The sequence below is a fragment of the Streptomyces kunmingensis genome (assembly GCF_039533535.1).
In the GTDB taxonomy this organism is placed as follows: Bacteria; Actinomycetota; Actinomycetes; order Streptomycetales; family Streptomycetaceae; genus Streptomyces; species Streptomyces kunmingensis.
This window is the reverse complement of the sequence record NZ_BAAATS010000002.1, coordinates 581,336-601,562: the sequence shown is the minus strand read 5'-3', so window position 1 is coordinate 601,562 and position 20,227 is coordinate 581,336. Positions and strand designations below refer to the sequence as shown.

At 70.4% G+C, this 20,227-nt stretch carries 23 protein-coding genes and 1 pseudogene; 20 read left to right on the top strand and 4 right to left on the bottom strand.

Translation table 11 applies throughout. The annotated features are described in order from the left end of the window. The first annotated feature begins 122 nt into the window (after window positions 1–122). The 9 genes from ABD366_RS04915 (at window position 123) to ygfZ (ending at window position 6,762) form a co-directional block, all read left to right on the top strand. Window positions 123–968 carry a sulfurtransferase gene (locus ABD366_RS04915; protein ID WP_324767055.1) on the top strand — a complete coding sequence of 282 codons (846 nt, stop codon included), beginning with the start codon at window positions 123–125 and terminating at the stop codon, window positions 966–968. Window positions 969–1,000: 32 nt separating this feature from the next. Continuing rightward, window positions 1,001–1,288: a DUF1416 domain-containing protein gene (locus tag ABD366_RS04910; RefSeq protein ID WP_127832476.1), complete on the top strand. Its 288-nt coding sequence runs from the start codon at window positions 1,001–1,003 to the stop codon at window positions 1,286–1,288. 134 nt (window positions 1,289–1,422) lie between these two features. Further along, complete coding sequence (locus ABD366_RS04905; protein WP_324767056.1) at window positions 1,423–1,686, top strand: DUF3099 domain-containing protein; 264 nt, start codon at window positions 1,423–1,425, stop codon at window positions 1,684–1,686. A 246-nt stretch (window positions 1,687–1,932) separates the two neighbouring features. Then, window positions 1,933–2,670 carry a hypothetical protein gene (locus ABD366_RS04900; protein ID WP_324767058.1) on the top strand — a complete coding sequence of 246 codons (738 nt, stop codon included), beginning with the start codon at window positions 1,933–1,935 and terminating at the stop codon, window positions 2,668–2,670. After that, complete coding sequence (locus ABD366_RS04895; RefSeq protein WP_324767059.1) at window positions 2,667–3,515, top strand: hypothetical protein; 849 nt, start codon at window positions 2,667–2,669, stop codon at window positions 3,513–3,515. Before ABD366_RS04900 ends, ABD366_RS04895 begins: the two co-directional genes overlap by 4 nt. Further along, window positions 3,512–4,441 (top strand): hypothetical protein, encoded by a 930-nt coding sequence (locus ABD366_RS04890; protein WP_324767061.1) that lies wholly within the window; start codon window positions 3,512–3,514, stop codon window positions 4,439–4,441. The genes ABD366_RS04895 and ABD366_RS04890 overlap by 4 nt, the downstream gene beginning before the upstream one ends. A 270-nt stretch (window positions 4,442–4,711) precedes the next feature. Next, complete coding sequence (locus ABD366_RS04885) at window positions 4,712–5,284, top strand: heme-binding beta-barrel domain-containing protein (protein WP_324767063.1); 573 nt, start codon at window positions 4,712–4,714, stop codon at window positions 5,282–5,284. Between the two features lie 16 nt (window positions 5,285–5,300). Continuing rightward, the gene (locus tag ABD366_RS04880; protein WP_324767065.1) at window positions 5,301–5,747 is read left to right on the top strand and encodes a Fur family transcriptional regulator; all 447 of its coding nucleotides are present in this window, start codon (window positions 5,301–5,303) and stop codon (window positions 5,745–5,747) included. Between the two features lie 34 nt (window positions 5,748–5,781). Beyond that, window positions 5,782–6,762, top strand: a complete 981-nt coding sequence (ygfZ, locus tag ABD366_RS04875) for a CAF17-like 4Fe-4S cluster assembly/insertion protein YgfZ (RefSeq protein WP_324767066.1) — start codon at window positions 5,782–5,784, stop codon at window positions 6,760–6,762. A 22-nt stretch (window positions 6,763–6,784) separates the two neighbouring features. On the opposite strand, the gene dtd is transcribed toward ygfZ, so the two are convergent. Then, entirely contained in the window at window positions 6,785–7,210 is a 426-nt protein-coding gene (gene dtd, locus ABD366_RS04870) for a D-aminoacyl-tRNA deacylase (RefSeq protein ID WP_324767067.1), read from the bottom strand. A 165-nt stretch (window positions 7,211–7,375) separates the two neighbouring features. Between dtd and ABD366_RS04865 the strand changes: the two genes are divergently transcribed. Then, a complete protein-coding gene (locus tag ABD366_RS04865) occupies window positions 7,376–7,984 on the top strand; it encodes an RsiG family protein (protein ID WP_458860707.1) in 609 nt (202 codons plus the stop codon). A 98-nt stretch (window positions 7,985–8,082) separates the two neighbouring features. Beyond that, the gene (locus tag ABD366_RS04860; RefSeq protein WP_324767068.1) at window positions 8,083–9,402 is read left to right on the top strand and encodes a GNAT family N-acetyltransferase; all 1,320 of its coding nucleotides are present in this window, start codon (window positions 8,083–8,085) and stop codon (window positions 9,400–9,402) included. A gap of 117 nt (window positions 9,403–9,519) precedes the next feature. Here the strand turns inward: ABD366_RS04860 and ABD366_RS04855 are convergent, their stop codons facing one another. Beyond that, complete coding sequence (locus tag ABD366_RS04855; RefSeq protein WP_324767069.1) at window positions 9,520–9,705, bottom strand: hypothetical protein; 186 nt, start codon at window positions 9,703–9,705, stop codon at window positions 9,520–9,522. A 213-nt stretch (window positions 9,706–9,918) separates the two neighbouring features. Here ABD366_RS04855 and ABD366_RS04850 point away from each other — a divergent pair, with 213 nt between their 5' ends. Further along, window positions 9,919–10,839, top strand: coding sequence for a winged helix-turn-helix domain-containing protein (locus ABD366_RS04850; protein WP_324767071.1), 921 nt, complete (start codon window positions 9,919–9,921; stop codon window positions 10,837–10,839). A gap of 64 nt (window positions 10,840–10,903) precedes the next feature. Here the strand turns inward: ABD366_RS04850 and ABD366_RS04845 are convergent, their stop codons facing one another. Next, window positions 10,904–11,095, bottom strand: a complete 192-nt coding sequence (locus ABD366_RS04845; RefSeq protein ID WP_324767072.1) for a hypothetical protein — start codon at window positions 11,093–11,095, stop codon at window positions 10,904–10,906. Between the two features lie 147 nt (window positions 11,096–11,242). On the opposite strand from ABD366_RS04845, the gene ABD366_RS04840 reads away from it, so the two are divergent. The 4 genes from ABD366_RS04840 to ABD366_RS04825 all read left to right on the top strand — a co-directional run bounded on the left by ABD366_RS04840 (window position 11,243) and on the right by ABD366_RS04825 (window position 14,265). Further along, window positions 11,243–12,139, top strand: coding sequence for a winged helix-turn-helix domain-containing protein (locus ABD366_RS04840; RefSeq protein WP_324767073.1), 897 nt, complete (start codon window positions 11,243–11,245; stop codon window positions 12,137–12,139). Between the two features lie 62 nt (window positions 12,140–12,201). Beyond that, complete coding sequence (locus tag ABD366_RS04835) at window positions 12,202–12,912, top strand: HAD family hydrolase (RefSeq protein ID WP_324767074.1); 711 nt, start codon at window positions 12,202–12,204, stop codon at window positions 12,910–12,912. Window positions 12,913–13,010: 98 nt separating this feature from the next. Beyond that, window positions 13,011–13,895: a GntR family transcriptional regulator gene (locus tag ABD366_RS04830; protein WP_324767075.1), complete on the top strand. Its 885-nt coding sequence runs from the start codon at window positions 13,011–13,013 to the stop codon at window positions 13,893–13,895. A 232-nt stretch (window positions 13,896–14,127) separates the two neighbouring features. After that, window positions 14,128–14,265 carry a hypothetical protein gene (locus tag ABD366_RS04825; RefSeq protein ID WP_324767076.1) on the top strand — a complete coding sequence of 46 codons (138 nt, stop codon included), beginning with the start codon at window positions 14,128–14,130 and terminating at the stop codon, window positions 14,263–14,265. 33 nt (window positions 14,266–14,298) lie between these two features. Here the strand turns inward: ABD366_RS04825 and ABD366_RS04820 are convergent, their stop codons facing one another. Continuing rightward, a complete protein-coding gene (locus tag ABD366_RS04820; RefSeq protein WP_324767077.1) occupies window positions 14,299–15,006 on the bottom strand; it encodes an HAD family hydrolase in 708 nt (235 codons plus the stop codon). Window positions 15,007–15,195: 189 nt separating this feature from the next. On the opposite strand from ABD366_RS04820, the gene ABD366_RS04815 reads away from it, so the two are divergent. The 4 genes and pseudogenes from ABD366_RS04815 to ABD366_RS04800 all read left to right on the top strand — a co-directional run bounded on the left by ABD366_RS04815 (window position 15,196) and on the right by ABD366_RS04800 (window position 20,214). Next, on the top strand, window positions 15,196–16,281 hold the full coding sequence (locus tag ABD366_RS04815) for a phosphotransferase (RefSeq protein WP_324767078.1): 1,086 nt from the start codon (window positions 15,196–15,198) through the stop codon (window positions 16,279–16,281). 58 nt (window positions 16,282–16,339) lie between these two features. After that, window positions 16,340–17,242, top strand: coding sequence for a hypothetical protein (locus ABD366_RS04810; protein ID WP_324767079.1), 903 nt, complete (start codon window positions 16,340–16,342; stop codon window positions 17,240–17,242). Window positions 17,243–17,276: 34 nt separating this feature from the next. Next, a complete protein-coding gene (locus ABD366_RS04805) occupies window positions 17,277–17,975 on the top strand; it encodes a TetR/AcrR family transcriptional regulator (protein ID WP_324767080.1) in 699 nt (232 codons plus the stop codon). 173 nt (window positions 17,976–18,148) lie between these two features. After that, window positions 18,149–20,214, top strand: a pseudogene (locus ABD366_RS04800) (HelD family protein). Window positions 20,215–20,227 lie beyond the last annotated feature (13 nt).

Genomic DNA, 20,227 nt, shown 5'->3' with positions numbered 1-20,227 from the left:
CGGCCCCCGCCTTCCCCGGACCCCTTGAGTCGGCGAGACCGAAGCGACTCGGGGTCACCCCGCGCCCATTCCGCGCACCGTTCCACCCATGCCCCGCCGCAACTGCCCCGGAGGAAGACAGCATGAGCCGCAGCGACGTCCTGGTCGATGCCGACTGGGTCGAGGCCAACCTCGACAACGAGAACGTGGCGATCGTCGAGGTCGACGAGGACACGTCGGCGTACGACAAGAACCACATCAAGAACGCGATCCGTATCGACTGGACCAAGGACCTCCAGGACCCGGTCCGCCGTGACTTCATCGACCAGGAGGGCTTCGAGCAGCTCCTGTCGAAGAAGGGCATCGCCAACGACACGACCGTCGTCCTCTACGGCGGCAACAACAACTGGTTCGCCTCCTACGCGTTCTGGTACTTCAAGCTCTACGGCCACCAGGACGTCAAGCTCCTCGACGGCGGCCGCAAGAAGTGGGAGCTCGACTCCCGCGACCTGGTCGACGGCGCGCAGGTCCCGGACCGCGCGGCCACGCAGTACAAGGCCAAGCCGCAGGACACCTCGATCCGCGCCTTCCGCGACGACGTCGTGGACGCGATCGGCAACAAGAACCTCGTCGACGTGCGCTCGCCCGACGAGTTCAGCGGGAAGCTCCTCGCCCCCGCCCACCTCCCGCAGGAGCAGTCGCAGCGTCCGGGTCACGTCCCGTCCGCGCGCAACATCCCGTGGTCGAAGAACGCCAACGACGACGGCACGTTCAAGTCGGACGAGGAGCTCAAGGCCCTCTACGAGGCCGAGAACGTGGACCTCGCCAAGGACACCGTCGCGTACTGCCGCATCGGCGAGCGCTCGGCCCTGACCTGGTTCGTCCTGCACGAGCTGCTCGGCCAGGAGAACGTCAAGAACTACGACGGCTCGTGGACCGAGTACGGCTCCCTCGTCGGCGTGCCGATCGAGCTCGGCGCCGCGAAGTAAGTCAACTGACCTTTCCTTCCTAGGAGTTACGTATGTGTGGAGCGAAGGCCGGCGGCCCCGACGCCTCGACGATCAAGCCCGGTGAGACCACGATCCAGGGCCAGGTGACCCGCGACGGCGAGCCGGTGACGGGCTACGTCCGTCTCCTGGACTCGACCGGCGAGTTCACCGCCGAGGTGCCCACCTCGGCCACGGGCCAGTTCCGCTTCTACGCGGCCGAGGGCACGTGGACCCTGCGCGCGCTGGTCCCGGGCGGCACGGCGGACCGTACGGTCGTCGCGCAGACCGGCGGGCTCGCGGAGGTCGCGATCGCCGTGTGACGGCGGCGCCGCGACGCGTATGCGACGCGCACCGAACGGTCGAAGGGCCGCACCCCCGGGGGTTGGACGCCACTGGTACGGGGTGCGGCCCTTCGGCTTGCGCGCGAGCCTTCGGGCGGGCCTACGCTGAAGGTATGTACGCGCGGCGGAAGCATCTGTACTTCGCCATGATGGGGCTGTGCATCGGCCTCTTCGTGCTGGCCTGGGCCGTGGTGCGGCTCTGGTCCGTGCCCGCGGCCGTCGCCATGTGCGTCGTCGCCATGGTCATCCCGCCCGTCGCCGCCATCGTCGCCAACCGCCGCGGCCCCGAGGACCGCTGGTGGGACGACCCCTCCGGCGACGCGCGGTCCGACGAGTGGTGGGACGAACTGGACGGCAAGAAGCGGCGCCGTCCCTGACGATCGAGGCGTTCGGACGGCCGAGGCGCTTTCGTTATCCAGTTCCGTGCAACCCACACGCGTTCTTGTGGGTCTCCTGTGCGCGCGGATACGGAATTCGCGCGTCGAGTTCCGTGGGGGGACCCGTTGGAAGACGTACAAACTCCACATACGGCGCCTGAAGTGCCGCATGTGGAGCCGCAGTCGGCGCCCGAGACACCACAACAGACACAACAGACTTCCGAGGCGCCACAGCTGATACCCGAGATGCCCGAGGCGGCGCCGTCGGCACCCGGAACGCCCCGCCCGGCCCGCCGGCGGGGCCGCACCACCCTGCTCATTGCCTGCGCCGCCGTGCTCGGGGTCGTCGCGGGGGTGTGCACGGGGTACATCGTGCAGGCCGACCGCGCTCCCGACCGGCTCCCGGCCCTGTCCCAGCCGGCGATCGAGCAGGCCAAGGGCGAGCCGCAGCCGCTGTCCGCCGCGCGGGACCGTGTCGTGCGCACCGACGGGGACCTGCGCCGGCTGTTGCTCCGCGCACCCAAGGGCGCCCACGACCGCTCCGGCGGCATGGACGACAACGCCTGGATGGACGCCCAGAGCGTCGCCTCGACGTACGAGCGGCCCGAATGGGCCTTCTCCGAGCTGCTGGAAGCGGGCTTCCGGCGCGCGGCGACCGTGACGTGGACCGAGAACGGTCTGGACGTCGAGATCCGGCTCACGCAGTACCGCGACGTGGAGAGCCTTGCGACCCGGGACGCCGCGCTCGAACAGCAGGAAGCGATGAACTCGAACTTCGAGGCGGGCACCCCCGAATACATCCCGGGCTCCGGCAACGGCGTCGTCCACGTCGGCAGCCGGAGGAGCAGCGAGTCCGGCCTGTACGAGGCCGAGGCGGTCGCGGCCCGCGGGGACCTGTTGATGGACATCTGGATCACCGGCGACCGGCCGGTGGGCAAGAAGCGGGCCGTGCAGCTCGCCCGCGCACAGTGGGAGCGGATGTGAGCGAGACCCAGCCGCAGGTCACCGACGCCGAGCCGCTCGCGGGACCTGAGCCGCCGGCAGCACCCGCATCCCGGCCCGAGCGCTCACGGCGGCGCCGTCTGATCGTGGGCCTCGTCGTCACCGCGCTCGTCCTGGGCGCCGTCGGCACCGGTGTCGGCGTCACCACGTCCCGGGTGGTGACCGCGGACCGGGACCCGGGCACGCCCCGCTGGCAGTTCCCCTCCCGTGGCCATGACGCCGCCGCCGCGACGGGGCACCGGGAGGTCGGGAACCTGCTGCTGCCCTACCCGGACGGGTACGAGGAGGGGCCCGACATGGACGAGTTCGGCAGCGACAAGGAGCTCACCGGGAAGGAGGCCACCGCGCTGCGCAAGAAGGCGCTGCGCTTTCTGCCGCTGACCCAGCGCCGACGGATGGAACGGGAGATCGACCGGGAGAAGATCACCGGCATGGCCATGCGTTCGTACGCCTCCCCGGACCTGGCCGGCGGCGGGATCGTCGTCACGACGTCGCTGTCCCGGATGAAGGGGAGCGGCACGGCCCGGACGTTGGCCCGCTCGCAGTCGGCCGCGCTCGACGCGATCGGCGTCTTCCGCAAGGGCCCCTCGATCAAGGGGTACAAGGAAGCGCACTGCTACGTGGTGCCCAGCGACGCCGAGGAGAAGCTGGAAATGATGTTCTGCTCCGCCTACCGGGGCGACGTACTGGTCACGTTCTCGGCGTACGGCACCAAGAAGGACCCGTTCACCCTCAGCCACGGGAAGGGCCTCGTGGCGTCCGGCGAACCCGCCGAACTGCTGCGCGCCCAGCTGGACCGTCTCGGCAACGTGGGGGAGGCGGTATGACCCAGAACCAGGCCACCGACCAGGCCACCGACCAGGCCTCCGACCAGGCCTCCGACCAGGTCACCGACCGGGCCGCAGCCTCGGTCTCCGTCCCGGCTACCGACCCGGCCGCCGACCAGCCGTCGGCACACGACCCCGGGCCACCGTCGCAACCGTCGGCGGCTCCCCCGCAGCGGCGCGTGCTGCGGGCCGTGCTGCGCTGGACCGCCGCGGTCGTCGTCTTCGCCGTCGCGGCGGGCGGCACCGCCTACGGGCTCACCCAGCAGAAGCGCTCCGACCTGCCCGGTCTCGCGACCGAGTCGGACGGCCGCTGGGACTACCCGGTGCTCACCCGGCCCGCCCTGCCGAAGGGCGCTCCGCGCCCCTTCGACCAGCGCAACGCCGCGCAAGCGCACTACGCGGACCCCCGCGCCCTGGTGCTGCCCGAGCCCGAGGGCGCCCGCCCCGACAAGGGGATGCGCAGCGACGACGGCTGGGTGGAGACGAAGACGTTCCTCGCGCAGTACGACGCCGAGGAGCGTGAGGAGCTGGGCACCGACCTGACCGACGCGGGCCTGCGCCACATCACCGGCCGCGGCTGGGTGATGCCGGACGGCACCCGCACCCGGATCTTCCTGCTCCATTTCGGTACCGGGGCGCAGGCCGCCTCCGTCGCCGACGGCATGGCGAACGGGTCGATACCGCAGCACTACCTGACCGGGGCGCTGGGCGCGGAGCTCGACCAGGAGTATCCCGAGGAGGCGCACGGCGCGGACATCACGGTGCACGCGTTCGATGAGCCGAGTCCGCGGGGCGCCGCCCAAGTGCGGCAGGCGTACCTGGTGGCCGGGGACATGGTGGCTCTGGTGACGCAGCAGCGGAAGGGCAGCACCCCGGCCGTGCCGTTCCAGCAGACCGTCGCCCTGCAGAGCGAACTGCTCGGCTGACCCACCGCGGCGAACCGTGGCCGACCCCACCGGCCGACCTCATCGAGAGAGCCGGGCCCCACCCGACTACAGTGGGGCCCGGCTCTGTATGTATCCCGCTCACCGAGGAGCACCCCGTGCTTGAGGCCTTCTTCTCCGCTCTCCTTGTCCTGGTCTGCGTCGGCGTTCTCGCCTTCGCCGGTCTGACCGTGAAGAAGCTGTACCAGGGCCAGCGCTGACCCCCGTACGACAGTCCGTACGACAGTCCACCGAGAGACGTCTGAACCGCTCATGATCCAGATCCCGTCCGACCTGCACCCCGACCTTCTCCCGCTCGCGTTCCTCCTGGGGGACTGGGCGGGCGCCGGCGTCACCGACTTCCCGGGCGCCGAGAAGGCCAACTTCGGTCAGGAGGTCTCCTTCACCCACGACGGGCGGGACTTCCTGGAGTACCACTCGCACAGCTGGATCCTCGACAGCGAGGGCAACAAGGGCAGGGCCCTGGAGTCCGAGGCCGGTTTCTGGCGGATCGACAAGGACCGCAAGGTCGAGGTCGTCATGGTCCGCGACGACGGCGTCGTCGAGGTCTGGTACGGCGAGCTGGCCGACAAGAAGCCGCAGATCGACCTGGCCACCGACGCCGTCGCCCGCACCGCGGCCTCCGGCCCGTACACCGGCGGCAAGCGGCTCTACGGCTACGTGAAGAGCGACCTCATGTGGGTCGGCGAGAAGCAGACCCCCGAGGTTCCGCTGCGCCCCTACATGTCGGCCCAGCTCAAGAAGGTCGTCTCCCCGGAGGAGGTCGCCGAGATGGCGCGCAACCTCCCGGAGCTGCCGGACGACGGCATCGCTTTCTTCAAGTAGTCATACACTCGGCGGTGTGGTGAGCACCGACTGGAAGAGCGATCTGCGGCAGCGCGGCTACCGGCTGACGCCGCAGCGCCAGCTTGTCCTCGAAGCCGTGGACACCCTGGAGCACGCGACCCCCGACGACATCCTGTGCGAAGTGCGCAGAACGGCGTCGGGGGTCAACATTTCCACGGTGTACCGGACCCTCGAGCTCCTCGAGGAGCTCGGCCTCGTCTCGCACGCGCACCTGGGTCACGGCGCGCCCACGTACCACCTGGCCGACCGCCACCACCACATCCACATGGTCTGCCGGGACTGTACGCACGTGATCGAGGCCGACGTCGACGTGGCGGCGGAGTTCACCGCCAAGCTGCGCGAGCAGTTCGGCTTCGACACGGACCTGAAGCACTTCGCGATCTTCGGCCGCTGCGAGAACTGCGCCAAGGACCGCGCGGCCGAGGCAGCCGAGAAGGAATAAGCCCGTCCGTCCGCTCGTCGTAGTGAGAGTGAACATGCAGCGACAGTCAACGAGCAGCCCCCTGCTGACCCTGCCCGGCGCCGTCCCCGGTGAGGGCGTGGACGAAGGCGTCGCCGCGCACTACGGCGACCTGTTCCGCGAGCAGCGCTCCCTCGCCGACGGGGCGGGCGTCGTCGACCTGTCGCACCGCGGCGTGGTCACCGTCACCGGCGACGACCGCCTGAGCTGGCTGCATCTGCTGCTGACCCAGCACGTCACCGACCTGCCGCCGGGGCAGGCGACCGAGGCGCTGATCCTCTCCGCCAACGGCCACATCGAGCACGCCCTGTACCTCGTCGACGACGGCACGACGACGTGGGCGCACGTGGAGCCCGGCACCCAGGACGCCCTCGTCGCCTACCTGGAGTCGATGAAGTTCTTCTACCGGGTCGAGGTGGCCGACAGCACCGGCGAGTACGCCGTCGTGCACCTGCCCGCCGGGTCCATCGCCCCGGTGCCCGACGGGGTGGCCGTACGCGAGACCCCGTACGGCCGTGATCTCTTCCTGCCGCGCGGCGACCTGGAGTCGTACGCGAAGGAGAACGGTCCGGCGGTCGGGCTGCTCGCCCACGAGGCGCTGCGGGTCGAGCGGCACCTGCCACGGCTCGGCTTCGAGACCGACCACCGCACCATCCCGCACGAGCTGGGCTGGCTCGATACGGCCGTCCACCTGCAGAAGGGCTGCTACCGCGGCCAGGAGACCGTCGCCCGCGTGCAGAACCTGGGCAAGCCGCCGCGCCGCCTCGTCTTCCTGCACCTGGACGGCAGCGAGGTGCACCTGCCGCCGCACGGCGCCGACGTGCGGCTCGCCGCGGACGGTCCGGACGGACGGAAGATCGGCTTCGTGACGACGTCCGTACGTCACCACGAGCTCGGCCCGATCGCGCTCGCGCTGGTCAAGCGGAACGTGCCGGTCGACGCCGAGCTGACGGCGGAGACGACGGCGGCGGCGCAGGAAGTCGTGGTCGAGCCGTAGATCCCTGCCGCTCGACCGGTTCCTACATTTCGAGCAGCACCGTGAACGGGCCGTCGTTCGTCAGGGACACCCGCATCTGCGCCCCGAACCGGCCCGTCGCCACGGTCGCGCCGAGCGCCCTCAGCTGCGCCACGACCTCGTCGACCAGCGGCTCGGCGACGTCACCGGGCGCCGCCGCGTTCCAGGTGGGGCGGCGGCCCTTGCGGGCGTCACCGTAGAGCGTGAACTGGCTGATCACGAGGAGCGGCGCGTCGATGTCGCTGCACGATCTCTCGTCGGCGAGCATGCGAACCGACCATAGTTTGCGCGCCAGTTGGGCCGCCTTCTCCTTGGTGTCCTCGTGCGTGACCCCGACGAGGACGCACAGGCCCTCGCCCTTGATCTCGCCGACCACTTCTTCGTCGACCACGACGCTCGCGCCGTCCACTCGCTGTACTACTGCTCGCATACGGCCATCATGCCGTGCTCCCGAACCCCCCATCCGGGGCGGATTCGGGGTACTCGCGCACAGAGCGGGCACCGGGAGTGGCACCATGTTCACACGTGGTGCGCCGGTGGCGCGCGGCGTCGGTCCGGTCGAGGGGACGGTAAGCACACCATGGACGCTCATGCCATGAGCCACACATCGAGCACGAGCCCGCCCGGGGAGCCCGTCTCCCTGACGCACGGCGGCCGGGTCGCTCCGATGTCACGGCCGCCGGTGCAGCGCGTCGACAGCCCCGAGCTGCCGGCCGTCCCCGAGCACGATCTGGCGGAGCTGCGCCTGCCCGAGCTGCGCCGGGTGCGCCGGGATTCGCAGCAGGACGAGGCGGATCTCAGTTACGTACGCAGGCTGCTTCAGGGCCGTATCGACATCCTCCGTGCCGAGCTGGGCCGGCGCCGTGACCCGGAGTCGCCCGTCGTGGACCGGCTCTCGGAGATCCTGCGTGACCAGCCGACGCGGCAGCGCTCCTCGGCCCGGCACGTCACGCTCGGCACACCGCACAGCGAGGAGTTCCGGCGCCTGGCCGCCGAGATGCTCTCCGAGGTCGAGCTCTCCGACCTGGCGGCCCGCACGGACGACGAGCTGCACGCGGCGATGGGCCGCCTCGTGCGTTACGAGCAGCAGGTCTCGCGGCGCCGTCAGCTGCTGCAGCGCACGGCGGACGACTGCAGCGCGGAGATCGCCCGCCGTTACCGGGAGGGCGAGGCCCAGGTCGACGATCTGCTGGTGGGCGGCTGAAGCGGCCGAAGAGGCGGCCGGTGCGATCGAGGCCGGGCGTCGGAGCGGGCGCCGGTTATCCGCGCGACACCGTGCCCCGTCCGGCCTAGCGTGGCCGTATGATCCGCCGCGCCGCCGACACCGACACCGACACTGACACCGACACCGCCGCCACCGACGACATCGACGTACGGACCGTCACCAAGGACGAGCTGCCCGACTGGTGCCGTGCCCTGAACACGGGGTTCATGCGCTCCCCGGCCACGTCACCGGAGACGGTGGCCAAGCGCCTCGCCCACTTCGACCTCGCCCGCACCCGCGCCGCCTTCGCCCCGGCGGGCGACGGCCGGGGCACACGGCAGGTCGCCACGTTCCGTTCCTTCGCGCAGGACCTGAGCGTCCCCGGCGGGGCCACGGTCCCGACCGACGCCGTCACGAACGTCACCGTCAGCCCCACCCACCGCCGCCGCGGCCTGCTCAGCCGCATGATGGCCGCCGACCTCGCCGAGGCCAAGGAGCGCGGCGACGTCGCGGCGACGCTGATCTCCGCCGAGTACCGGATCTACGGACGGTACGGGTTCGGGCCCGCCGCCACCGCTACGCAGTGGGAGATCGACGTACCGCGGACCGGCCTCGACCCGCGTCGGTCGGGCCCGGACGACGGCGGCCGGATCGACCTCGCCGACGCCGAGGAGGTACGCAGGATCGGGCCGGGACTGTACGAGCGGCTGCGGGCCCGGGCCGCCGGCGCCACCGACCGCGACGCCTTCTGGTGGCAGTACGAGACGGGCCTGTGGCCGACGCCCGAGGACACCTGGAACGAGCCCTTCTACGCCGTGTACCGCTCCGCGCGCGGCGAGGTGGAGGGGCTCGTCGTGTACCGGTCCGACGGGCACTGGGGCACCGCCAAGATGCCGGCGAACACGGCGACCGTACAGAAGCTGATCGGTGTCACCCCGGCCGCCGAGCGGGCCCTGTGGCACTACCTCTGCTCGATCGACTGGGTCACCACGGTCAGGACCGACGGCCGCGCGCCCGACGATCTGGTGCCGCATCTGCTGCCCGATCCGCGCGCCGCCCGCATCGTGACGCAGGCCGACTTCCTGTGGGTGCGGATCCTGGATGTCGTACGGGCTCTGAAGGCGCGGTCGTACGAGGCCTCCGGGGAGCTGGTCCTCGAGGTGCACGACCGGGCCGGGCTCGCCGGGGGACGGTTCAGGCTGGCGGTGACGCCCGACGAGGTGGTGTGCGAGCCGAGCGCCGCCGCGCCCCAACTCACGCTCGACATCAGCGAGTTGGGGGCGCTGTGGCTGGGTGACGCGTCCGCGGTGCGGCTGGCCGCTCTGGGGCGTCTGGTGGAGGAGAAGGCAGGCGCCGTCGCTGTCGCCGACGCCCTGTTGCGTACGCCGCGGCGACCGTGGTGCCCCGACATGTTCTGATCGCGGTCGGAGGTCGCGGTCGGAGGTCGCGGTCGACGGTCGCGACCGACAGCCGTGGTCGAAGGTCGTGGTCGAAGACCGACCGGGCTCCCGGCTCCCCTCCGGAAGGGAGCCCGGTCAGCCGCTCTGGGCCAGCAGCAGGACGAGGATCGCCGCCCCGATGCCGCTGATCATGGTGTTCTTGGCTTTGATGCCGATGGACAGCACGATGAAAGCGATGATGCCCATCGGGCCGTACCGCCACTGGATGAGCTGCTCGAATCCGATGGCGACAGCGGCGATGAGGATGGCGAAGACCGGCATGGACCTACCTCCTTCGGTTCTGAGTGGTGACCAACTTGTGCGGCATAGCGGTGACGTAGACCAACCTGTGTGACCGACGCCAACCCCCGAGGTTGTCCGACCATGTCGCTCAAGTTGGTCACCAACTCACTGGTCTTATCTCCGCTGAAGCACGACTCATAACCACCTTTCTCTCAACTGCCCAAAGATGGCGGGAAGTTGTAGTGTTTTGGTGTGAGTGGGGAGCCTGCCGCCGTCAATGGACGGTCCCAGCCGCAGCGGGAGCAGTGGACGTACCGCGAAGTGGCTGATGAGTTGCGCGCCCGGATCCGTTCCGGGCTTCTCCGTCCTGGCCAACGCATGCCCACGCAGGCGCAGTTGGCGGACGACTTCGGTGTGGAGCGCTCCGCCGTACGTCAGGCGCTGCGCATTCTGCAGTCCGAGCACCTGCTGGCCAACGTCTCGAAGGGCAGCCCGGCCACCGTCGCGGAGAACACGCAGGCCGCGCGCGGGGGCCCGGGAGCGCTCCCGCAGCCGACGATGGTCGCGCTGTCCCAGGCGGTCTCGGCGGCCTTCCGGCGGCCGGACGTGGAGATCGACGCCCTGTGCATGACCTCGGTCTCGCTGACCCTCGCGATGGGAGAACCGCTGCGTCTGATCCACGCGGGCCGAATAAAACCGGCCAAAGTACGGGTGCGGGTGATGCTGCCCAGCCGGGACATCGACCTCGCCTTCCCCGCGCCGGCGGACGCCGCGGTGGAGGCGGACGGGGTCACGAACGGGCGGCTGCGGCGCAACTGGCTCGCGCAGCGCAACGCGCAGGGCCAGGTGCTGCGGCACAATCTGCTGGCCCTGCGCGCCACGCACGGGATCGACGTGGAGGTGTCGTTCCGCGCGCTGCCGTTCACGCCCCCGGTCAAGCTCTATCTGCTCAACAACACGGAGGCGCTGTTCGCGTACTACACGCTGACCCGGCGCGGGGAGCAGCTCGACCACGAGAGGGTGGACGTCTACGACGCGCAGGGGGTGCGGCAGATGCTGTTCGCGTTCGAACAGGGTGCGGGGCTGCGTGACACGACGTTCGTCGAGCAGTCCCACCTGTGGTTCAACGGCTTGTGGAACACGATCAGCACGGATCTGACGCTCGGTTCCTAGAGTTTTGGGTCCTGGGGCTTTGGTTCCCAGAGCTTTGGTTCCTGGAGCTCCGGTTCTCAAGGCTTCAGTGGAGCGCGGGGCCGGCCACCATGATCGCGAGCAGTACGCCGCCGATGGAGGCGCACGTGGCGTTTCTTGCCTTGGCACCGATGGCCAGCAGGAGCAGACCGACGATGCCGGCCGGTCCGTAGTGCCACTGGACGAGCTGCTCCAGGGTGATGACGCAGACCGCGGAGAGGAGGCTGAGGAAGGCCATGATGTTTCCTCCTTGTTGGTCGAAGTTGGTCACCAACTCCACTATTGTTGTCCCCACTTGGCGGCCAGGCCTAAACAAGTCTGCAACAACTCCCGCCAAATGACAGGAAGTTGTACCGTTTGGTTGTGACCCAGGAGCGTGGCAGACATGGCTGACATGGCAGACGCGACACTGAACGGCAGCGGAAGACTCTCGCCCCAGGCGATCGCGGACGACCTGCGGGAGCGGATCAGGGCGGGCCGGCTCAAGCCCGGCGACCGGCTGCCCACGCAGGCCACGCTCGCCGACGAGTTCGGCGTGGAGCGCGGCACGGTGCGTCAGGCCCTCCATCTTCTGCAGACCGACGGCCTCCTGAGCAACATCAGCAAGGGCAGTCCGCCGCGGATCGCCACCGTGACCCCGAGCCGTGACGAGCCGCAGCCCACCATGGTCGCGCTGGCCCCACGCCTCGTGCAGGCGTTCGACACGCCCAAGGTGCGGATCGACGCCGTCTGCATGACCTCGGAAACCCTGATGCTGGCCCTCGGTGAGCCGCTGCGCCTCATCCACGAGGGCCGGATGCGCCCCGAGTCCATCGACGTACGCATCCTGCTGCCCAGCCGCGACATCGACCTCGCCTTCCCGGTCCCGGTCCCCGACGGCACGGACGGCACCGACCGGGCCGACGACGAGGCGGTGCACCAGCGCTGGCTCTCCACCCGCAACGCGCAGGGCCAGGTCCTGCGCCACAACCTGCGCTCCCTGCGCTCCTCCCACGGCATCGACGTGCAGGTCACGTTCCGCGCGCTGCCGTTCACGCCCCCCGTCAAGCTGTATCTGCTCAACGACGCGGAGGCGCTCCTCTCGTACTACATGGTCACGCGCCGCGAGGAGGAGATCGACAGCGGCACCAAGCTGGAGATGTACGCCGCCACCAGCTCCCAGGCTCTGCTGTTCTCCTTCGAGAAGCATGCGGGGCACAGGGACCGCTCGTTCGTGGAGGAGTCGCAGAAGTGGTTCACCGCCCTCTGGGAAACCATCACCTCCGACCTGACACTCTCCTAGTGACTTCAGACGCGACGAAGCAGACGGTCCCCACGGCCCAAAACGCAGACGCTGAAAGGGAGTTGAGTACGGCGGAGCAACTGACCGAACTGGTCAGGGGCGCACGCCATGTGCTCTTCGACTTCGACGGGCCGATCTGCCGGCTGTTCGCCGGGCGGCCGGCGCCGGTGATCGCGCGGGAGCAGGTCCACTGGCTGGACGGGCAGGGCCTGGGCGGGGCGCTGACACCGGCCGAGCGCGTGGACGAGGACCCGCACAGCGCGCTGCGCAGCCTGGGGCGGCAGCGCCCGGACAGCGACCTGGTCATCGAGATGGAGAAACGTCTCACCGGCCAGGAGCTGCGGGCCGTCGGTTCGGCCTGGCCCACCGCGCACGCCGATCCGCTGATCCGCACCTGGACCGCGGTCGGCGCCCGCCTCGCCATCACCACCAACAACTCGGCCGAGGCGGCCCGCCGCTACATCGAGGGCCGCGGCCTGGCCTCCTGCTTCGAGCCGCACATCTACGGCCGCACCCAGAACCTCGGGCTCCTCAAGCCGGACCCGTACTGCCTCAACCGCGCACTGCAGGCCATGGGCGCGGCCCCGGCCACCGCCCTCATGATCGGGGACGCCCCTACGGACTACCTCGCGGCCCGCGCCGCGAACGTCCCCTTCCTCGGCTACGCGCGCAACGAACGCAAGGCGGGGCTGCTGCGCGACGCCGGGGCGCACCACGTGGTCGGTTCCCTGGAGCCGATCCTGGCCATTCTCCGGACCCCGGCCCGCTCCTGAACTACGCGTTCCAGTTCCTGGGCGCACGTCGGGGGGAGTTGGCAGCCAACTGACGTAGAGTTGACGGAACTTGGCAAGGCGGGACGGGAGTACGTCGCGTGAACGACAAAAGCAGCCTCACCCCCAGGGCCACCCCCGACGAGATCGCCGGCATCCTGCGGGACCGCATCAAAGAGGGCGCGCTCCGTACGGGGGACCGGCTGCCCACGCAGGCCGCGCTCGCCGAGCAGTTCGGTGTGGAGCGCGGCACGGTCCGGCACGCGTTGCAGCGGCTCCAGGCGGACGGCCTCCTGACCAACGTGAGCAAGGGCAGCCCGCCCCAGGTCGCGCCGGCGCCGGACACGCGGGGTGCGGGGGGCTCGCGCGCGGCACGGAGCATCCTGGGGCCGCGTCTCGTCGCGGCGTTCGGGGAGCCGCAGGTGCGGGTCGATGTGGCCTGCCTGACGGCGGAGACGCTGATGACGGCGCTCGGCGAGCCGCTGCGCCGGGTGTACGAGGGCGCCGACCGGCCGGAGTCGGTGCATCTGAGGGTCCTGCTGCCCCTCCTCGACCAGGACTTCGACTATCCCTCGCCCGACAAGGGCTGGGGCCACGACGAGCAGCTGGACGCCGCCGTCAAGGAACGCAGCCGCTCGCAGCGGGCGGCCCAGCAGACCGTACTGACGAACACCGTCGCGGGCCTGCGCCGCAGCGGCATCGACGCGCGGGTCGACTTCGGCTACACCCTGGGCACCCCGACCCGCAAGGCGTACCTGCTCAACCGGCGCGTGGCCCTGGTCGGCCACTACATCCCGGGCCGCTTCCTGCGCGAGATCGAGGACTACGAGGGCACGAACCCGGTCCCCCTGTGCGACGTGGAGGGCTTCGACACCCCGATGTTCGTCTTCGACGCCGAGGGGGAGGGGGAGCAGGGGGCGTTCGTGCGGGCTGAGCAGACGATGTTCGACGCGGTCTGGGACCACGTGGCCCGAAGTCAGGCCTGAGCCGGGCCGACGGACAGAGAGGGCCGGATGACGCTGCGGGAGTTCTTCGACGAGGCGTTCACCCGGGAGGAGGTGCGGCTCGACGTCTTCACTCTCACCTCCGAGTCCCTCGACGATCAGGGCGTCCGGCTGACCGCCCGCTTGCAGGAGAGGCTGCTGGGGATCACCCACCGGCACAGCGGATGCGGACACTGTTGCAACAGCTTCAGGCCGAAGCGACAAGGAGACGGTCATGGTCCTGGACGTGCTGGGCCTCGGCGCGACGCTCACGCACTACGTCAAGGACGGCGACCCGGACTCGCGTGGATCGGTCCTCATCGAGGCGTGGCAGGCGTGGTTCGACTCGGTGTGGACGCGTCTGGCGTATTGAGCCGTCTGTGGAGCAGCGGTAGCGAGTACCGCGTCAGAGGTCGTGTACGGCGTTCAGGACGGGGGCCAGGGAAGTGACCACCGCGTCCGCGCCGAGTTTCTCCATCTGGTCGTACTCGGACGCGTCGTCGGTGCAGCCGAGGAAGTACGTGCCCGCGGCTTGAGCGGCTTCCAGGTCGGAGATCTTGTCTCCCACCATCAGGCATTCCCGAGGAGCGAGCCCCATGCTGTCGCAGGCGAGGGCTACGCAGTACGGGTCGGGCTTCATTTTCTGCAGCGCGTGGGAGACGCGTCCGAACACGCGGTTGCGGAAGGGCGCGATGAGGTCGTTGCGGCGCAGGAAGTCCTCGATGGCGCCGGCGTCGTTGTTGCTCGCGATCGCCAGTCCCGTTCCCTGTCCGGCGAGCCGCGCCACCAGGGGGTGGAGATACTCGGTCGGCTGGGCGGTGCGTACCGCCCGGAACTCCGCCTCGGTCACCAGGTCGGCCACCATTCCGGCAGCCCCGGACGTGTCCTGGCGCAACTCCTGAAGGATGGCGTGCGAGTCGCGCAGACCCTGCATCGTGAGCGGGATCCTTCCCTGGTCCGCTCGGACGGCCTGCTTGATCGCTTCGGCCTGGGGCGCGGTCCCCGAGGGGAAGAGCAGGCACATCGGCCCGTCGAAGTCGAGGACGATCCCGGTGACCCTCGCCATGAGGCCTTGCAGGAGTCCCCGGTCGGGCACTGCGTTCGCAACCTTCATTCCGCAAGTGTGAGCCATGACTTGTGCGCCCCAGGCGTCCGCGGGAGTCGCACGCACGGCCGTGCCTACCCCCTTGGGGGCCATCGCCGCCACAGGTGCGGGGCTTCTGCCACGTGGTGTTCCTGATACGGAGTAGCGTGCACCAGCATTGGTGTGACACGGGTGCCGGATCAGGTGGAAGAAACAACGATGGCATGGGAAGCGACCTCGGCAGCCAGGCGCACGGCGACCGCCCTGAACAGGGGCGGGCCGAAGATCGAGGGGCCGCTCAAGGGCCACCATCACGAGACCTACGTCATCACCCTCGCCGCCCCCGGTGCGGGCACGGAAGCCGTCCGCTGGAAGTGCCGGGAGCCGAGGCAGGGTCTCCTCTGGTTCGACCGGCGTTGCTTCGCCTCGGAAGAGGTCGTCGTCGAGGCTCTGAACGGCCGGGTCGAGCGGGTTCCTGAACTCATCGAGACCAAGGGCGTTCGGCTGCAGCGGTTCGTCGAGGGGGTGACGCTGGGATCCCGCTACAGAGCGGGGACGGCTGTGCCGGAGCCGCTCGTCCGGCAGATCCTGGAGGTCGTACGCCAGTTGGCGGGGATCCGGCCCGCCTCCGTGACCGTGAGGTGTGTGTGCGAGCCGGAGGACAGGGCGACGGACGGGGACTCCGCGGGCTTCCTGACACGGCTCATCCATTTCACGGAAGTGCACGTCTTCCAGAAACACCAGGACGAGTACGGCGCTCTCTTCGCCGCACTGGGGGTGCATGAGGTTGCCTTCAAGTACCTGCGGGAGCGGGCCGCCGACCTGCACGGCCGGCCGTTCACCCTCCTCCACGCCGACCTGCACCGCGAGAACCTGATTCTCGACGGAGCGGGACAACTCTGGGTCATCGACTGGGAGTTGGCCATCTTCGGCGACCCGTTGTACGACCTGGCGACTCACCTTCATCTGATGCGCTACCCGGAGCCCCAGCGGCGCCGGGTCACCGAGCTGTGGCGTGACGTGCTGAGGGAGGAGGGCGCGCGGGGGTTGGACGAGGATCTGCCCATGCTGCTCGACTACAAGCGGGCGCAGTCGGTGTTCACCGACGTCATCAGGGCGGCGCTGACGCTGGTGGAAGTGGCGGACGCCAGGGCCCGCGCGGCCCGGCTGCCGGAGGCGGCGCGCAAGCTGCGCGGCGTTCTCCTGCGGGGTGCCGCGCCTCTGGGTATCCACTCCGTTCCGTCGGCCCGGACCATCGCGGCGGCCCTGGACAGCTGGCTGCGCAAGGACCGGTCCATGCAGTGAACTCCTCGTGAAGTAGGGGTCCTTGTCACGTCGGACCCGGTTCGGTGACCATGACGTCATGACTCGCAACGGGGGCGGCAGAGGCGTCGGCGACAGAGGCTGGTGGACCACGTTCCAGGAGCGGTACGAGCTGTGGGCCATGCGGGCGCTGCTGCTCGGCCTTGTCGTCACGGGTCTGGTCGCGGGCTTCGTGGATCCGGTCGGGGACGCGATCGCGGACAAGACGCCCGTCGGCGGTGCACTGCTCAGCCTCGTCGCCTTCGTACTGTACGAAGCCATCAAGAAGCTCACCGCCGCGCTGGAAGCGCGGGACAGTCGGACGGTGACGGCGGCGACCATGCGCGGCTTCGGCGACGAGGTCGTGGCGGCGTTCGGGACCGGGAAGACCGACATCTGCGTCCTGGGCTACACCGGTGAGACGTTGTTGCACGAGATCGGACAGGGGCTGCGCACTCTGGCGGGCGGCGCGGGCCAGGACAACGGGGTCCGGATCCGGATCCTCGTGCCGGACTTCAGCAAGCCGAGACTTGTGCCTTCCAAGCTGGTGAACGGGAGGGCCGTCGACGACAGAGGCTTCCGGGGCACGATCGAGGCCAAGTGCAGGTCCGTCGCCACCGATGTGCAGAGCATGGTCGACGGGTTGCACCCGTCCGTGCGGTCCGCTCGCCGGATCACGTGCGAGTACCAGGTGTACGACGGTATCCCCGACGTGAAGCTGGTCATCCTGAACGAGGAGACGGTGCTGTACGGCTTCTATGACGCGGCCACGGTCAGGTTCCTGGACGGCGCGGAGTTCCGTGACCCGTCGGGCGCCGACACGTCCCTGACCAGGGTGTCCGTAGCGGACAGCGGCGGTTCCGCCGCAGGTCTGGTCAAGGAGTGGCGCGTGTTCTTCGACAGCAGGTGGGGGGTCTCCGCCCCACCGAGTTGGCGCAGGACGCCGTTGCCCGGGCAGGTGTGAACCGGCCGGGCCCGATCTGCGTACCCTCCTCTCCATGACCACCCCCACCCCCGACCCCACCCCCGACCCCGCCCCCAGGCCCGACCCCGAGCCCGACCCCGAGCCCGGTCTGCGGGAGCGCAAGAAGCGGCGGACTCGGCAGACTCTCTCCGACACCGCTGTGCGGCTCTTCCTGGAGAAGGGGTACGACAAGGTGTCCGTGGCGGAGGTCGCCGCCGCGGCGGAGGTGTCCAAGCCGACGCTGTTCCGGTACTTCGCGGCCAAGGAGGACCTCGTCCTGCACCGGTTCGCCGATCACGAGGACGAGGCGGCCCGGGTCGTGGCGGGCCGGCCGGCGGGGGAGGCGCCACTGGAGGCGTTGCGGCGGCACTTCCTGGCGGGTCTCGAACGGCGGGACCCGGTGACGGGGCTGTGCGACCACCCGGCGATCCTCGCCTACCAGCGGCTGCTGTACGGGACGCCGTCCCTGGTGGCGCGGTTGTACGGGTACCAGGAGGCGTCGGAGCGGGCACTGGCCGAGGCGCTCGGGGGACCGGACGCCGAGGCGCGGCTCGCCGCCGGGCAGATCGTGGCGGTGCAGCGGATCCTGGCCGAGGAGAACGTACGGCGGATCAGGGACGGGGAGGCGGCCGACGCGATCGAGGCGGATGCGGTGCGCGCCGCGGAGCTGGGGTTCGGGCAGCTGGCGGGCGGGTTGCCGCAGCGGCTCGGTGGGCGCGGGGCGCGTCGCTGATCGACGCCGGGCACCGGTAGCAGGGGTTACCGGTCGCAGGGGTTACCGGTAACAGGGGTGACTGGTAGTAGGGGTGACCGGTAGTAGGGATGACCGGTAGTAGGTGGCACCGGCGTCAGAAGTGACTGGGTAAATAATGTGACTCGGTTACGTTTTTTCGTTACCGTGGTTGCATGAGCCAGCCCTCCCTCGATGCCGAACGCCGATTCCACGACACCTGCCGAGCCGCCCTCACCGCCATGATCGAGGGCGCCGACGAACAGGTCGTCATCGGCGAGCACGCCTCGGCGTCCGGCGCCGACGCCGAGGTTCTCGGATACCAACTCCGCAGTCAGGCCAAGGAACTTCACGAGCTTCCGCAAGGGCCCCTGTTCTTCGGCCGGCTCGACTTCGGGGCCTCCGGCGAGCACGCCGGGCAGAGCTATCACGTCGGGCGGCTGCGCATCACCGAGCATCCGGCGGCCCCGCCCCTCGTGGTCGACTGGCGGGCGCCGGTGTCGCGGGCGTTCTACCAGGCGGGCGCCAACGATCCACAGGGTGTGGACGTACGCCGCCGGTTCGGCTGGGCGCCGGGCAGCCGCGGGGAGTCGGCGGACCTGACCGGCATGGAGGACGAGCGGCTCGCCGCCGGGGATGCGGGGATCACCGGGGGTGCGGGGGTCGTCGGGGAAGCGGGCGCCGGCAGCCGGATCCTCGCCGGGGAGATCGAACGGCCCCGGGTCGGCCCGATGCGGGACATCGCCGCCACCATCCAGCCCGACCAGGACGACCTGGTACGCGCAGGGCTCGCCACCTCGCTGTGCGTGCAGGGCGCGCCCGGCACCGGCAAGACCGCCGTGGGCCTGCACCGGGCCGCGTACCTGCTCTATACGTTCCCGGGACGCATCCAGCGCGGCGGCCTCCTGGTCCTCGGGCCCAACCGCACCTTCCTCTCCTACATCTCCGCCGTGCTGCCCGCGCTCGGCGAGAGCGGCGTGCGCCAGTCGACCGTCGAGGAACTCGTCGCGCACGGCGAGGTGCGCGGGCACGACGACGAGGCCGCCGCCGTCGTCAAACACGATGTGCGGATGGCGGTCGTGGTGCGGCGCGCGCTGTACGCCGGGTCTCGGCGGACGGCCTCGACGACGCGCTGGCCGTGCCGGACGGGTCGTACCGGTGGCGGGTCCCGCTCGCCGAACTGCGGCAGATCGTCGACGGCGTACGCGCGGAGGAGCCCCCGTACGCCGTGGGGCGCGAGCGCGTGCGCAGCCGGGCCGTGCGGTACATCCAGGAGCGGGCCGAGCGGCGGGGCGTGACGGCGACGAGCCTCTGGGTGCAGAAGATCGGCCGTTCGCGTGCGATGAGCGCGTACGTGGATGCGGTCTGGCCCCGGGTCCGGGCGGAGGAGGTGCTCAGTCAACTGCTTTCCAATGAGCGGGAGTTGGCGCGATCCGCGGACGGTGTGCTGGACGGGGACGAGCAGAAGGCGTTGCTCTGGGCCCGGCCCCCGCGCTCGTACAAGTCCGCCAAGTGGTCCGCCGCCGACCTCGTCCTGCTCGACGAGATCGCCGGGCTGCTCGAACACCCCGAGGGGTACGGGCACATCGTCGTCGACGAGGCACAGGACCTGTCGCCGATGCAGGCGCGGGCCGTCGCGCGGCGTGCCGCCTTCGGTTCGCTGACGGTGCTCGGTGATCTGGCGCAGGGGACGACGCCCTGGGCGGCGCGGAGCTGGGGCGAGCTGCTGGGGCACCTGGGCAAGCCGGACGCGGAGGTGGTGCCGCTGACGACCGGGTTCCGGGTACCGGCCGCCGTCGTCGCACTGGCCAACCGGGTCCTGGAACGCATCGACGTCGACGTGCCTGCCGCGCGGTCCCTGCGCGGGGACGGGGAGTTGCGCATCTCGCGGGCCGACGACGTGACGGCCGGCGTGGTCGGGGCCGTGCGGCGGGCGCTCGCGTACGAGGGGTCGGTGGGGGTGATCGCCGCGGAACGGGACGTGGACCGGGTACGGGAGGCGCTGGCCGCCGCGGGTGTGGCGACGGCGGGGCCCGAGGAACTCGGGGCGCGGGTCACCGTGTTGGGCGCGGGCCTCGCCAAGGGGCTGGAGTACGACCACGTCGTCGCCGTCGAACCGGCCGCCGTCGTGGAGGCGGAGGCGCGGGGGATGGAGCGGCTGTATGTGGTGCTGACCCGGGCGGTCTCCCGGCTGGACGTGGTGCATGGGCGGCCGCTGCCGTTCCCTGCGGGTGGGCTCTAGGCCGCAGTTCTGT

Coding starts and splice junctions, on each gene's coding strand:
- ABD366_RS04915 (WP_324767055.1), top strand. CDS start 123: ATGAGCCGCAGCGACGTCCTGGTCGATGCCGACTGGGTCGAGGCCAAC.
- ABD366_RS04910 (WP_127832476.1), top strand. CDS start 1,001: ATGTGTGGAGCGAAGGCCGGCGGCCCCGACGCCTCGACGATCAAGCCC.
- ABD366_RS04905 (WP_324767056.1), top strand. CDS start 1,423: ATGTACGCGCGGCGGAAGCATCTGTACTTCGCCATGATGGGGCTGTGC.
- ABD366_RS04900 (WP_324767058.1), top strand. CDS start 1,933: ATGCCCGAGGCGGCGCCGTCGGCACCCGGAACGCCCCGCCCGGCCCGC.
- ABD366_RS04890 (WP_324767061.1), top strand. CDS start 3,512: ATGACCCAGAACCAGGCCACCGACCAGGCCACCGACCAGGCCTCCGAC.
- ABD366_RS04885 (WP_324767063.1), top strand. CDS start 4,712: ATGATCCAGATCCCGTCCGACCTGCACCCCGACCTTCTCCCGCTCGCG.
- ygfZ (WP_324767066.1), top strand. CDS start 5,782: ATGCAGCGACAGTCAACGAGCAGCCCCCTGCTGACCCTGCCCGGCGCC.
- dtd (WP_324767067.1), bottom strand. CDS start 7,210: ATGCGAGCAGTAGTACAGCGAGTGGACGGCGCGAGCGTCGTGGTCGAC.
- ABD366_RS04865 (WP_458860707.1), top strand. CDS start 7,376: ATGAGCCACACATCGAGCACGAGCCCGCCCGGGGAGCCCGTCTCCCTG.
- ABD366_RS04860 (WP_324767068.1), top strand. CDS start 8,083: ATGATCCGCCGCGCCGCCGACACCGACACCGACACTGACACCGACACC.
- ABD366_RS04855 (WP_324767069.1), bottom strand. CDS start 9,705: ATGCCGGTCTTCGCCATCCTCATCGCCGCTGTCGCCATCGGATTCGAG.
- ABD366_RS04845 (WP_324767072.1), bottom strand. CDS start 11,095: ATGGCCTTCCTCAGCCTCCTCTCCGCGGTCTGCGTCATCACCCTGGAG.
- ABD366_RS04840 (WP_324767073.1), top strand. CDS start 11,243: ATGGCTGACATGGCAGACGCGACACTGAACGGCAGCGGAAGACTCTCG.
- ABD366_RS04825 (WP_324767076.1), top strand. CDS start 14,128: ATGGTCCTGGACGTGCTGGGCCTCGGCGCGACGCTCACGCACTACGTC.
- ABD366_RS04820 (WP_324767077.1), bottom strand. CDS start 15,006: ATGAAGGTTGCGAACGCAGTGCCCGACCGGGGACTCCTGCAAGGCCTC.
- ABD366_RS04815 (WP_324767078.1), top strand. CDS start 15,196: ATGGCATGGGAAGCGACCTCGGCAGCCAGGCGCACGGCGACCGCCCTG.
- ABD366_RS04810 (WP_324767079.1), top strand. CDS start 16,340: ATGACTCGCAACGGGGGCGGCAGAGGCGTCGGCGACAGAGGCTGGTGG.
- ABD366_RS04805 (WP_324767080.1), top strand. CDS start 17,277: ATGACCACCCCCACCCCCGACCCCACCCCCGACCCCGCCCCCAGGCCC.